This is a genomic window from Neisseria sp. P0022.S009 (assembly GCF_051956675.1).
Taxonomy (GTDB): Bacteria; Pseudomonadota; Gammaproteobacteria; order Burkholderiales; family Neisseriaceae; genus Neisseria.
Map to the genome: position 1 here is coordinate 303,402 of NZ_JBQCXE010000002.1, position 13,212 is coordinate 316,613.

The 13,212-nt window shown below is 49.7% G+C and carries 11 protein-coding genes; 7 read left to right on the forward strand and 4 right to left on the reverse strand.

What is annotated here, in order from left to right:
* Position 1: 1 nt before the first annotated feature.
* A complete protein-coding gene (gene mltG / locus ACTHUG_RS04545) occupies positions 2-997 on the reverse strand; it encodes an endolytic transglycosylase MltG (protein ID WP_440386215.1) in 996 nt (331 codons plus the stop codon).
* Between the two features lie 115 nt (positions 998-1,112).
* On the opposite strand from mltG, the gene ampD reads away from it, so the two are divergent.
* From ampD to galU, 4 genes are all read left to right on the forward strand, one after another.
* Complete coding sequence (gene ampD, locus ACTHUG_RS04550; RefSeq protein ID WP_440386214.1) at positions 1,113-1,679, forward strand: 1,6-anhydro-N-acetylmuramyl-L-alanine amidase AmpD; 567 nt, start codon at positions 1,113-1,115, stop codon at positions 1,677-1,679.
* 177 nt (positions 1,680-1,856) lie between these two features.
* Complete coding sequence (locus ACTHUG_RS04555) at positions 1,857-3,125, forward strand: cell division protein ZipA C-terminal FtsZ-binding domain-containing protein (protein WP_440386213.1); 1,269 nt, start codon at positions 1,857-1,859, stop codon at positions 3,123-3,125.
* Positions 3,126-3,265: 140 nt separating this feature from the next.
* Positions 3,266-5,740, forward strand: coding sequence for an NAD-dependent DNA ligase LigA (gene ligA, locus ACTHUG_RS04560; RefSeq protein WP_440386212.1), 2,475 nt, complete (start codon positions 3,266-3,268; stop codon positions 5,738-5,740).
* 123 nt (positions 5,741-5,863) lie between these two features.
* On the forward strand, positions 5,864-6,727 hold the full coding sequence (galU, locus tag ACTHUG_RS04565) for a UTP--glucose-1-phosphate uridylyltransferase GalU (protein WP_440386211.1): 864 nt from the start codon (positions 5,864-5,866) through the stop codon (positions 6,725-6,727).
* Positions 6,728-6,780: 53 nt separating this feature from the next.
* On the opposite strand, the gene ACTHUG_RS04570 is transcribed toward galU, so the two are convergent.
* Entirely contained in the window at positions 6,781-8,277 is a 1,497-nt protein-coding gene (locus tag ACTHUG_RS04570; RefSeq protein ID WP_440386210.1) for a TrkH family potassium uptake protein, read from the reverse strand.
* A 171-nt stretch (positions 8,278-8,448) separates the two neighbouring features.
* On the opposite strand from ACTHUG_RS04570, the gene ACTHUG_RS04575 reads away from it, so the two are divergent.
* The 3 genes from ACTHUG_RS04575 (at position 8,449) to ACTHUG_RS04585 (ending at position 9,484) form a co-directional block, all read left to right on the forward strand.
* Positions 8,449-8,724, forward strand: a complete 276-nt coding sequence (locus tag ACTHUG_RS04575) for a type B 50S ribosomal protein L31 (protein WP_003747294.1) — start codon at positions 8,449-8,451, stop codon at positions 8,722-8,724.
* Positions 8,724-8,849: a type B 50S ribosomal protein L36 gene (gene ykgO / locus ACTHUG_RS04580; protein ID WP_003685279.1), complete on the forward strand. Its 126-nt coding sequence runs from the start codon at positions 8,724-8,726 to the stop codon at positions 8,847-8,849. The genes ACTHUG_RS04575 and ykgO overlap by 1 nt, the downstream gene beginning before the upstream one ends.
* 242 nt (positions 8,850-9,091) lie before the next feature.
* Positions 9,092-9,484, forward strand: a complete 393-nt coding sequence (locus tag ACTHUG_RS04585) for an MliC family protein (RefSeq protein ID WP_070822369.1) — start codon at positions 9,092-9,094, stop codon at positions 9,482-9,484.
* A gap of 218 nt (positions 9,485-9,702) precedes the next feature.
* Here ACTHUG_RS04585 and ACTHUG_RS04590 read toward each other — a convergent pair whose 3' ends face one another.
* Both ACTHUG_RS04590 and ileS read right to left on the reverse strand, forming a co-directional pair.
* Positions 9,703-10,077: a DUF5071 domain-containing protein gene (locus ACTHUG_RS04590; RefSeq protein WP_440386209.1), complete on the reverse strand. Its 375-nt coding sequence runs from the start codon at positions 10,075-10,077 to the stop codon at positions 9,703-9,705.
* A gap of 305 nt (positions 10,078-10,382) precedes the next feature.
* Positions 10,383-13,172, reverse strand: a complete 2,790-nt coding sequence (gene ileS, locus ACTHUG_RS04595; RefSeq protein WP_440386208.1) for an isoleucine--tRNA ligase — start codon at positions 13,170-13,172, stop codon at positions 10,383-10,385.
* Positions 13,173-13,212 lie beyond the last annotated feature (40 nt).

A 13,212-nucleotide genomic window follows, 5' to 3' on the forward strand; every position in this document is an offset into this window, starting at 1 on the left:
TTTATTTCTTCAAAATATATTTGCGTACGGCGGCGTTGTGTTCAGAAAGATTATGGCTGAACTCGCTCAGGCCCGTACCATCCATTTTTGAGACGAAATACAGATATTTTTCATTAGACGGATGACCCGCCGCCTCAAGCGCGGCCTTACCGGGAAGCGCAATCGGTGTCGGCGTCAAACCGCTGCGCGTATAAGTATTGTAGGGCGTATCGCGTTGCAGGTCGGCTTTGCGGATTCTGCCCTTATACGCATCACCCATGCCATAGATGACAGTCGGGTCGGTTTGCAGGCGCATGCCGATATTCAGGCGGTTGACGAATACGGCGGCCACATGGGCGCGGTCGTCTTCGTGTGCGGTTTCTTTTTCAATCAGACTCGCCATAATCAGCATTTCGTACGGATTTTTATAAGGCAGGCCGCTTTGACGGTCGTCCCATGCTTCTTGCAGGTTTTCCCGCATTTTACGGTAGGCGATTTTGTAAATTTGAAGATCGCTGCCGCCGGCATCAATTTCGTAACTATCCGGGAAAAACTGTCCTTCAGGATTGCTGCTCAAGGCATCAGGTGCCACTTCGGCCATTAGTTTTTCATCGCTCCAACCGCGCGTATCATGGGCAATATCGGCAGTGTTGTCGATAATACGGCGCATTTGTGCAAACCGCGCACCCTCTAGAATTTGCACGCTGACCGAATCAGGACGGCCTTTTTTAATGCGTTTTAAAATGTCCCAAGCCGATACTTTGGCAGATAGGCGGTAAGAGCCGGCATTGAGTTGGTTGTGCACGCCCATCACATACGCGGCGGCTACCAGCACATAACGGTTATAAACAATGCCGTCTTGAGCCAGTTTACGGCTGACGGAAGAGATACCTTGATTCTTAGCAATGGTAATACGGTATGGCTTGCCGTTGTTTTTCGGAACAAACAACAATGCGGCAACCACGGCGGCAAATGCCGTCAAAAATACGGCCAGCCATTTCAACAATTTTTTCAACATGGTAGGATTCTTGGTTTGTGAACGTGTCGGGCGACAGTATAACCGAAAACAAGCGCATTAAGCCTGCCGCATTCCCCAACGTATGTTTTCCTATCCCGAAAGGCCGTCTGAAACCATGAATTCTCCTTCAAAAAACACTTGGCAAAACGGCCGTTGGCTGAATGCACGCCAAACTCATTCGCCCAATTTCAGCCCGCGCGAACCGGATGAAAACATCTCATTGGTTGTCCTCCACAATATTTCCCTCCCTCCTTTTGAGTACAACACGGGTGCGGTGGAAAAATTGTTTACCAACCAAATCAACCCTGACGAGCATCCTTTCTTCAGCATCATCCATACCTTGCGCGTCTCCAGCCATTTTTTCATCAGCCGTGAGGGCGAAACCGTCCAATTCGTTTCCTGCGACGATATGGCCTATCATGCAGGTATATCGTCGTTTCAAGGCAGAGAAAAATGCAATGCCTTTTCCATCGGTATCGAACTGGAAGGCTGCGATTTCGAGCCTTTTACCGAGGCACAATACACCAGCCTGCAAGCCTTGTTGACCGCTATTTCCGAGCATTATCCGATTCAGGCCGTTACCGGTCATCAGGACATCGCGCCGGACAGGAAAACCGATCCCGGACATTTCTTCGATTGGCCTCGCCTTCAAAAAGCAGGTTTTCCCGTCCGGCGCGGATAACTTTCAGACGGCCTGAACACTGATTGGCAGACATAATGCTGTCACAACCGTTTATTTTCGTTATAATTCAGCTATTCATTCGGACGCATAAAGTCCGGCTCCAACGAACTGCCCGCGCAGCAAGATTCCGCACCCTGAAAAAGACGGAATGCTGCCTTTTTAAAAAGTGATTACTCCATGATTTTCATCGTCTTAGCCCTCGCCGCCCTTTTGGCGGTCATCGGTTACAACATGTACCAGGAAAACCAATACCGCAAACAAGTGCGCGAACAATTCGGCCATTCCGATAAGGACGCACTTTTGACCAGCAAAACCAAACACGTCCGCGACAGCAAAGAAACCGGCGGCCAAGGTTTGTTTATCAAGAAAAACAAAAAAAACGAAGAGGCATTGCGCAACCTGCAGGAACAAGATGAAATCTACGCGGCCAAAGCCAAACTGGCTCACCCTGCCCAGCTTAAAACCGATGTCGAACTGACCGTGGAAGACGACTTCTCCGCAGAAGAAAAAGTCCAACACACCGTTATCGGTTTGAACAACGAAATTACCATAAATCCTGCCGAAGCCGCTTCTGCTCCGGTTGAAACTGCAGCCGAGCCTGTGGCACAAGTACCATTGATCAGCCTGGACGAATTGTCTCAAGTCGAATTGCCTTGGTTTGACCCGCGCTTCGACTACATGGCCTACATCTCCCTGAAACAAGCCCAAGAATTGCACGCCCTGCCGCGCCTTTCCGCTACCCACCGTTTCCAAATCATCGGTTGCACCATGGACGACCATTTCCGCGTTGCCGAGCCGATTCCGGGCGTTTACTACCAAGGCTTCGTCATGGGCCTGCAAGCCGTCAGCCGCAACGGTTTGGCCGCGCGTGAAGAACTGCAACACTTCGACCAACAGGTTGATGCTTTTGCCCAACTGATGGACGGAAAAGTTTTGCATACCGACTTGGACGCGTTCACCGAAGTCGCACAAGCCCTCGACCAATTCTGTGCGCGTGTTGACCAAACCATCGCCATTCACTTGGTTTCCCATTCCAACATCAGCGGCGTAGAATTGCGTGCCGCCGTGGAAGAAACCGGTTTCAAATTGGGCGAAGACGGCGCGTTCCACTTCGGTGACAACAACAACCCTCAATTGTTCTCCATCCATACCTTGGACAACAAACCGTTTACCAATCCTTTGCTGGACAACCAAGCCTACCGCGGCTTCAGCATGTTGCTGGATATTCCGCATGTTCCGGCCGGCGAAAAAACTTTCGACAAATTTATGGACTTGGCTGTCAAACTTTCCGGCCAACTCAGCTTGGATTTGGTTAACGACCAAATGGAAGAAGTTTCCACCCAATGGCTCAAAGACGTACGCAACTACGTTTTGGCCCGTCAGGAAGAAATGCTTAAAGTCGGCCTCAAACCCGGCAGCAAACAAGCCCTGCGCCTGTTCTCCTAAATTTCCCCAATCAAAAAGCGGATATGCAATGACGGCATATCCGCTTTTTTCAGGTAAAATCACTTCATCTTCAATATTCATCGATTTTCAGACGGCCTCTCTATCATCAGGCCGTCTGAAAACTCTATTCCGATTACACAATGAATCTGACCGCACAACGTATCAAATACCTGACCGACCTCCTCAACCGCTACGCCTACGAATACTACACCCTCGACGCACCCAGCGTACCCGATGCCGAATACGACAAATTATTCCGCGAACTCGAAGCGTTGGAGCGAAACCATCCCGAGCTCAAACTGCCCGACAGCCCGACCCAGCGTGTCGGTGGCGAGCCTTTGGCAGGCTTTGCCGAAGTACGCCACGAAGTACCGATGCTGTCGCTGACCAACGCCTTCTCGCCACAAGATGAAAACGGCGTGTTCGATCATGCCGAAATGTATGCTTTCGATGAACGCGTGCGTGGCGGATTAAACGGAGAAAAACCGGAATACGTTATCGAGCCTAAATTTGACGGTCTCGCCATCAGCCTGCTCTACCGCGACGGCGTATTGACTCAAGCGGCAACCCGTGGCGACGGCACCACAGGCGAAGACGTTACCCAAAACGTCAAAACCGTATCCAACATTCCTCTGCGCCTGCATGGAGAAAATATTCCCGAGCTTATCGAAATACGCGGCGAAGTATTGATGCTCAAAGCCGATTTTGCCGCTTTAAACGCACGACAAGCTGAAAACGGACAAAAACCTTTCGCCAATCCGCGCAATGCCGCCGCCGGTAGTTTACGCCAACTCGATTCGCGCATTACGGCACAGCGCAAACTGCATTTCTTTCCCTATTCCATCGCCCGACAACAAGGCGGTTTTATCGCAGAAGAACACCTGCAAGAGCTGAGCTATTGTAAAGAACTCGGCTTCAGCCTGCCTGACGGTAATTTCGGCTGCTTCCCAAATATCGACGAAGTATTGGCGTTTTACGAGCAAATGCAGCAAAAACGCCCCACTCTGCCATACGAAATCGACGGCATGGTGGTCAAAGTCAACAGCTTGACGCAACAGCGCGAACTCGGCTTCATCTCACGCGCACCACGTTGGGCCATTGCCCACAAATTCCCTGCCGAAGAAGCATTGACCATTGTCGAAGCCATTGATGTACAAATCGGGCGCACTGGCGCAGTAACCCCAGTTGCCCGCCTGCAACCTGTATTCGTCGGCGGCGTTACCGTAACCAATGCTACACTGCACAATCAAGATGAAGTGTCTCGAAAAGACGTACGCGTTGGTGATACCGTTGTCGTACGCCGCGCCGGAGACGTGATTCCCGAGGTGGTGCGCGTGATTTTCGAACGCCGACCAATGCAGGAGACCAATGTTTCCGTTTCAGACGGCCTGCAAGACGATTTGTTTGCCGAAACACCGTCCGCCGACCAAACCCAATCCGTTCCGCTCCACAAGCCCTACCGCCTGCCCACCCATTGCCCTATCTGCCGCAGCGAAATCGAACGCGAAGAAGGCGAAGCGGTTGCCCGGTGCAGCGGCGGTATGCTTTGCCAAGCACAACGCGCGCAAGGTTTGATCCACTTTGCCTCACGCAAAGCCATGGACATTGACGGACTTGGACAAAAACAAATCGAGCAGCTTGTCGCCCAAGACCTCGTCCGCCATTTCGCCGACCTCTACCGCCTCGATATTCCGACCCTGCAAAAAATGAAGGAAATGGCGGACAAAGCATCAGCTAGTGAAGAAGAACCATCAAACAGTGAGATTGGAGACTTTGAAGGCGAGACCGGCAATACTCTGCTTGCCAAAAACAATAAAAAACAGCCGACCAAATGGGCAGAAAACATCCTTGCAGGCATAGAAGCCAGCAAAACGCCCGAACTTGCGCGCTTCCTTTTTGCCCTCGGCATCCGTCATGTCGGCGAACGCACCGCCAAAACGCTGGCGCAGGCATTCGGTACGCTCGAACACGTCCGCCGCGCACCCGAACCCATCCTCGCCTGCCTGCCCGATATCGGCACGGTGGTTGCCCGATCCATCGCCCACTTTTTTGCCCAAGAAGCGCAACAGGCGATGATAGATGAGCTGCTGGCTGTAGGTGTTGCCCCGCAAAGCCAGGCTGTTACCATCCCGCCGCTGCGCCATGCCGAGCCGCAACGCTGGATTGCCCGTCTGCCCGATTTTAAAATCAGCGAAACCAAAGCACTGGCCTTGTGGGAACTCGCCGGACAAAGCATAGAAGGTCTGCAAACTGACAAAGCATTACCTGCCGATTGGCAAGCCTGGCGCAGCAAACCGCAAAACGCAGCCCTGCTTGAAAATATGAAAACTTTCTTTGCACAAACACTGTCTAATCTTCAAGATGAAACTATTTCAGACGGCATTAACGAGGTCGTAGCAGGTAAAACCTTTGTATTAACAGGGACTTTACCCACACTCAAACGTGACCAAGCCCAAGCCTTGATCGAAGCCGCAGGCGGTAAAGTTTCCGGCAGCGTATCTAAAAAAACCGACTACGTTGTCGCCGGAGAAGCAGCAGGCAGTAAATTGGAAAAAGCCCAAACGCTGGGCATAGCCGTATTGAGCGAAGAAGAATTACTGGCGTTGCTGGGATAAGACAGTATCTATGAGCAATCCGCCTTTTCAACCGACTGATACTTTATCATGTGGTATCATTACTACATACGACTACACCTTTACACTTTTGGGGTATAACCCTTAATCAAATAGGATAATAATATGAAACCCATTAAAAAATGCGTCTTTCCCGTTGCCGGTATGGGCACCCGTTTCCTACCTGCAACCAAAGCCAGCCCCAAAGAAATGCTGCCTATCGTGGACAAACCTCTGATTCAATATGCAGTTGAAGAAGCGGTTGAAGCCGGCTGTACCGAAATGGTATTCATCACCGGCCGTAACAAACGCAGTATCGAAGACCACTTCGACAAAGCATACGAGTTGGAAACCGAATTGGAATTGCGTCAAAAAGACAAACTACTGGTGCACGTTCGCGATATCCTGCCTTCCAACATTACCTGCATGTACATCCGTCAAACTGAAGCATTGGGTTTAGGTCATGCCGTATTGTGCGCGCAGGCAGCCGTTGGTAACGAGCCTTTTGCCGTTATTTTGGCAGACGATTTGATTGATACGCCTAAAGGCGCGCTAAAACAAATGGTTGACGTGTACAACCAAAGCGGCAACAGCGTTTTAGGCGTTGAAACCATCGATCCTTCCCAAACCGGTTCTTACGGTATTGTCGAAGTCGAGCAGCTGAAAAACTATCAACGTATTATCAACATCGTTGAAAAACCCAAACCGGAAGAAGCGCCTTCCAACCTTGCTGTTGTCGGCCGCTACATCCTGACTCCGCGCATTTTTGACTTGTTGACCAACCTGCCCCGCGGTGCCGGCGGTGAAATCCAACTGACCGACGGTATCGCCCGTCTGCTTGATCATGAGTTTGTCTTGGCTCACGCATTTGAAGGCAAGCGCTATGACTGCGGCAGCAAATTGGGTTACCTTGAAGCGACTGTAGCTTACGGTTTGAAACACCCTGAAACCGGCGAACAATTTAAAGAACTGCTCAAGCAATACGCTTAAATTCAGCCATTATAAAAAGGCCGTCTGAAATTTCAGACGGCCTTTTTCTACACTTATTTCTTCCAATATGCCGGAGTAAACAAAATTAAAACGGTAAAAATTTCCAAACGTCCCAACAGCATCACTGCCGCACACAGCCATTTCTGCACATCGCTCAGCGCGGCATAATTATGCGACGGACCGACTGCACCCAAGCCCGGGCCGGCATTGGTAATACAGGCAATGACTGCCGTGAAGGCGGATAAAAAGTCCAAGCCTGCGGCCATCAGTAAAAAGCTGAATACGATGACCGTCATAAAATAAATAAAAATGAACGACATAACGGTCAGCGCCATACGATCCGGAATGGAGTTGTTGTTGACCTTTACCGTACGAACCGCACGCGGGTGCAGCAAAATCAACATCTCGCGCAAGCTGAATTTGAACAACACCAAAGCGCGCACATTTTTAATACCGCCTCCCATAGAGCCTGAGCTTGCCAAGACATTCGACAAGAAAAACATCCACAACGACACAATCAGCGGCCATTGCGCAAAGTCGGCATTGGAAAAACCGCTGGCCAATCCGATGGACACAAAGTTGAAGCTGACAAAACGCAAAGCTTCGCCAAGGCTTTGGTACACGTCCTGCTGCCACAGATACAATGCCGAAATCAAAATACTGCCCGACAAAACCAGCAGCATGGTGCGGCATTCTTCATCCTTCCAATACACCCGCCAAGAGCGGTTGCCCAGCACAGTAAAATGGCTGGCAAAATTGATACCGCCCCAGACAGTAAAAAACATCAACGTCCATTCGACTGCCAAGGAATCAAAAAAAGCAACGTTGTCATCATGCGTTGAAAAACCGCCCAAAGCCACGGCCGACATCGCATGGCATAAGGCATCAAACCAGCCCATGCCGGCAATATGCAAGGACACAAAAGCAGCGGCGGTTGTCAGTGCATAAGCAAACCATAGCCGTTTGGCCACTTGCGAAATACGGGGAGCCATCTTGCTTTCTTTATCCATACCCGGAATTTCGGCTTTGAAAAGCTGCGTGCCCCCCACGCCCAACATCGGCAAAATCGCCACAGCCAGCACGATAATACCCATGCCGCCGAGCCAGTTGAGCATGTGCCGCCAAAAGTTTACAGACGGCGCCAGCGTATCCAAGCCGGAAATCACGGTCGCACCTGTCGTCGTCAGCCCAGACATCGCTTCAAAAAACGCATCGGTAAAACTCATGGACGGCATATAGAAATAAATCGGCATCGCCGCCACGACAGCAAAAGCCAGCCACAGCATCAGTACCAAGGTAAATCCGTCGCGCGGCCGCAATTCACGGTTAAAACGCAGCGTCAGCACCCAAGTTACGCATGACACCAGCAACACAGTCAAAGCCGTATAGGCAAATACGAAAAATGCGCTGTCGTGATAAAAATACGACATCAGCGTCGGCACAGCCAACAGCAATGAAAACAACAGCCCCAGCTTGGACAATACATGAACAATCGGCATCACCTTGCTTACCGCACCGCCCAATCTGAAACCCTTATGCAGATACATCATATTCCTATCATCAGAAAACAAAATGTTTCAGACGGCCTCATAAAAAAGGCCGTCTGAAACCGCATATTTTATCAAAATGCCGCAATCCCGTGATAAAGAAAAACAAAAAACACTTGCCTGCTCTTTTTCTAGGAGTATAATGTTATACCATAACATTTACTGGAGAAAGAAATGAAACCCGATATCCACCCGGACAACTATCGTACCGTCCTGTTTTACGACAGCGGCGCAGACCAAGGATGGCTCATCCGTTCATGCGCCAATACCCACGGCAAAACCATGGTTTGGAAAGACGGCATAGAATATCCCCTCTTTTCGCTTGATACTTCTTCCGCGTCCCACCCCGTGTACACAGGCAAACAACGCAATGTCAATATCGAAGGCCGCGCCAGCAAGTTCAACCAACGTTACCAATCCATGATGTCTTCCTTCAGAAAGGATAAATGATGCAAGTCCTCTCATCCCTGAAAACTGCAAAAAAACGACACCGCGACTGCCAAATTGTCCGCCGAAAAGGCAAAGTGTACGTTATTTGCAAGAGCAACCCACGCTTTAAAGCACGCCAGCGTTAAGCGGCCCAACCCATATTTCAATGTAACTCTCTGAATTTTCCGCACTTTCGTTTACCTCTAGCGCAAGTGCGGCTTTTTTTTCAAACGGCATTAATCATTCATATCAAAACTACAACGAATCCTGCCATACTCCCAAAAACAGGAAGAAAAAGTAAATAATGGTTATCCCTATTGTGAAGCCATAAAGATATTTATAACATGCCGCTACATTCTCCCTTCAACACTGACCATAGGAGTCAAAAATGAAAGTAAAAGCCCTGCTTGCAATTGCCGCCGCCATGAGCCTCGCTGCCTGCGCCGCACCCGAAGCCCATCAACATGACCATGGTCACCGTCACGAGCACAATCATGACCACGGCCGTGCACACGATCATGATGCCCGTGTTCAATCATTCAGCTGCGAAAACGGCCTGTCTGTACAAATCCGCAACCTGAGCACCGATCAAGTTGAATTGCGCCTTGACGACAAAGTTGCCACCCTGTCTTCTGCCGTTGCAGGTTCAGGCGAACGCTATGTTGCCAACCAAGGCTTGTTCGGCAAAGGTGCCGAATGGCATCAAAAAGGCAGCGAAGCATTCTTCGGCTTCACTGACCCATACGGCAACAAAGTAGAAACTTCTTGCTCTGCCCGCTAATTTCTACTTAAAAATAGAATAGCTAAAGGCCGTCTGAAAACTTCTTCAGACGGCTTTTTATATCGGATAAAACGAAAGAGAAATATAGTTTCCGTTTAATGAAAAAATGCAAATATGAGGCTATTTGAAAGTTCAAAATACATCGAATAAGTAAGACCCTTTGAAAGGCACCTTCTCCGACAAAACATTATTTCAAAATCATTAAATATGTATCTAACTTAATTTAAAACTTTTTCCAAGATTTCTTTAAGGTTCTCATCATCTTCATCCAATGTTAATTTTTCTGAAATATTATGAAGACAATGTTCCAAATCAATAGCTAAGGCTACTTGGTTTTGATAGGATAATTTTGGATAAAGTTCAAGTAAAACCCAATAAATGCATATACTATCATTTGAGTAAAAAATATTTGAAACGAATGGAAGTAATGTATCTTGTCTTTCTACAAAGATTTCAACAATTTCGCTAAAAATAGGAAAGTTGGCATCTCCCAACCACCCAGAGAGCCATTCTCCCATCTCAATTAATTCCTCATCGTTGCACTCCTTGATCCTTTTGCAAGCCTTGATGTCAAACTTATCTTTAGGGCGCATATGATACCTCATTGTTTTATTAAAGACTTTCAAACAAAGAATTGTAATGATTGATCTTAATTATAGACACATGATTATGAGTCATTCCTATATCCTCAACAAATTCTCCCTGACGTAAGAGTTATTTTGTGCAATTAAACTCCTACCCTGCAATAACTTGAAACCCTATCCTGCATTTTACCTAAATCACAAATCCCAATTCCCTTTCAAAATCTATTCGCTATACGAAACAGATTCAATAAACAAAGGCCGTCTGAAAACCTATTACCAAAGTTTTCAGACGGCCTTTATCTTAGACCAAACAATTAAGCGTAATGTCTGTCTTCGCCTTTACCGTCAACGTTGTCGGCACAACGTTTACAGATGGTTTCATGGCCTGCAACTGCGCCCACATCGTGGGTATAGTGCCAGCAGCGTTCGCATTTTTCACCATCACTGGCTTTAGCGGTTACAGCAAGTTCATCACCGACTTTCACTTCGGCTTTAGACACCAGCAAAGCAAAACGTAATTCTTCGCCCAAAGTGTTCAGATAATCGGCAATTTCTTCCGGAGCCGTAATTTCGGCTTCTGCTTGCAATGAAGAACCAACGGTTTTGTCTGTACGCAAAGGCTCGATGGCGGCAGTTACCGCTTCGCGGGCTTCGCGGATTGCCGTCCATTTTTTCACCAGTTCGGCTTCGGCTTTTTCGTTGATGGGTGGGAACTCGTGCCAGGTGTGGAAGAGGACGCTGTCTTCTTCGCCGCCGCCGATGATGTCCCACGCTTCTTCGCCGGTGAAGCACAAAATCGGTGCAATCAAGAGAACCAGGCTACGCGTGATGTGGTACAGGGCGGTTTGCGCGCTGCGGCGGGCGTGGCTGTCGGCTTTGGTGGTGTAGAGGCGGTCTTTCAGAATGTCGAGGTAGAACGCGCCCAAATCTTCCGAGCAGAAAGAAACAATGTCTTTTACAGCAAAGTGGAAGGCGTAGCGAGGATAGAAGTCGCCAGCCAGACGCTCTTGCAGCTGACGTGCCAATACCAAGGCATAGCGGTCGATTTCCACCATGTCTGCCTGTTGCACGGCATCTTCAATAGGATTGAAGTCGCTGAGATTGGCAAACAGGAAGCTCAAAGTGTTGCGGATACGACGGTAGCTTTCGGTGACGCGTTTGAGGATTTCTTTGGAAATCGCCAATTCGCCGCTGTAATCGGTAGATGCCGCCCACAGGCGCAGGATGTCTGCGCCGAATTCGTTATAGACTTCTTGCGGCGCGACGACGTTGCCGATGGATTTCGACATTTTGCGGCCGTTTTGGTCAACCACGAAACCGTGGGTCAGAAGCTGTTTGTACGGGGCGCGGCCCATGGATGAAGCGCAACCGGTCAGCATGGAGGATTGAAACCAGCCGCGGTGTTGGTCGCTGCCTTCGAGGTAGAGGTCAGCGGGCCAATCCAATTCTTCGCGCTGTTTCAAGACGGAATAATGGGTCGAGCCGGAGTCGAACCATACATCCATCGTGTCGGAAAGTTTGTCGTAATTTTCGCAATCTTCCGCGCTCAACAATTCGCTTTTATCGAGGGAGAACCATGCTTCGATGCCTTTTTCTTCGATGCGTTGTGCTACTTTCTCCAAAAGCTCAGCAGAGTTCGGATGCAGCTCGCCTGTTTCTTTGTGGACGAAGAAGGTCATCGGCGTGCCCCAATAGCGTTGGCGCGAAACGACCCAGTCGGGGCGGCCTTCGATCATGGCTTCGAGGCGTGCGCGACCCCAAGACGGGAAGAATTCGGTGTCGTCCACGGCTTTGATGGCTTTGTCGCGCAGGGTTTTACCATCGGCACCTGCTTTATCCATACCGACAAACCATTGACCCGTCGCGCGGTAAATCAGCGGCGTTTTATGACGCCAGCAGTGGGCATAGCTGTGTTCGATTTTGTTGCTTGCCAAGAGGTGGCCGGTTTCTTCCAGCCATTGAAGGATGACGGGATTCGCTTCCCAAACGCTCATACCGGCAACGCGCGGCGTTTCGCTGATGTATCGGCCTTCGGCGTTGACGGGGTTGTAAAGCTCGATGCCGTATTTATTGCAGACGGCGTAGTCTTCCAAACCATGAGCAGGCGCAGTATGCACCAAGCCGGTACCGGCATCGGTGGTAACGTGTTCGCCGTTAAGCATGAGAATATCGCGTTCGAGGAACGGATGATTCATGTGCAGGTTTTCCAGCTTATCGCCGGTGGTTTCGGAAAGAATAGAAATGCCGTCTGAAAAGCCGTAGCGTTTGAGCGCGTCTTCTGCCAAATCTTTCGCCAATACCAATTTGCCTTTAGGCGTATCAATCAGTTGATACACCACGTCTGCGCCAGCTGAAACAGCTTGGCTCGCAGGCAGCGTCCAAGGCGTAGTTGTCCAGATGACGGCAAACGCTGTGCCTTCGATACCTGGCAAACCGAATGCGGCGGCAAGCGCGACATTGTCTTTAAACGGATAGGCAACGTCAATCGCAGGCGATACTTTGTCTTTGTATTCCACTTCGGCTTCGGCCAGCGAAGAGCCGCAGTCCAAGCAGAACTGAACCGGTTTTGCACCGCGGTAGAGATAGCCCGATTTGTAGATTTCGCCGAGCATACGCACGGTATCGGCCTCGGTTTTGAAATCCATGGTCAGGTAAGGATTGTCCCAGTCGCCCAATACGCCCAGGCGGATAAAGTCTTTTTTCTGACGGGCAATCTGTTCGGCGGCGTATTCGCGGCACAATTCGCGGAAACGGGCTTTGGGCATGTCTTTGCCGTGCAGCTTTTCTACCATCACTTCGATGGGCAGGCCGTGGCAGTCCCAGCCCGGTACATAAGGCGCATCAAAACCGGCTTGGGTTTTGCTGCGGATAATGATGTCTTTGAGGATTTTGTTGACGGCATGACCGATGTGGATGTCGCCGTTGGCATACGGAGGACCGTCGTGCAGGATGAATTTCGGACGGCCTTTGGCGATTTCGCGCAGTTTTTGGTAGCGTTTTTGCTCGTACCAGCTTTTCAGCCATGCAGGCTCGCGCTTGGCAAGATTGCCGCGCATCGGAAACGGGCTTTCGAGCAGGTTTACGGTTTTACTGTAATCGGTCATTTTCTAATCTCTATTGTTGCGGTATTTCGGTTTCAGACGG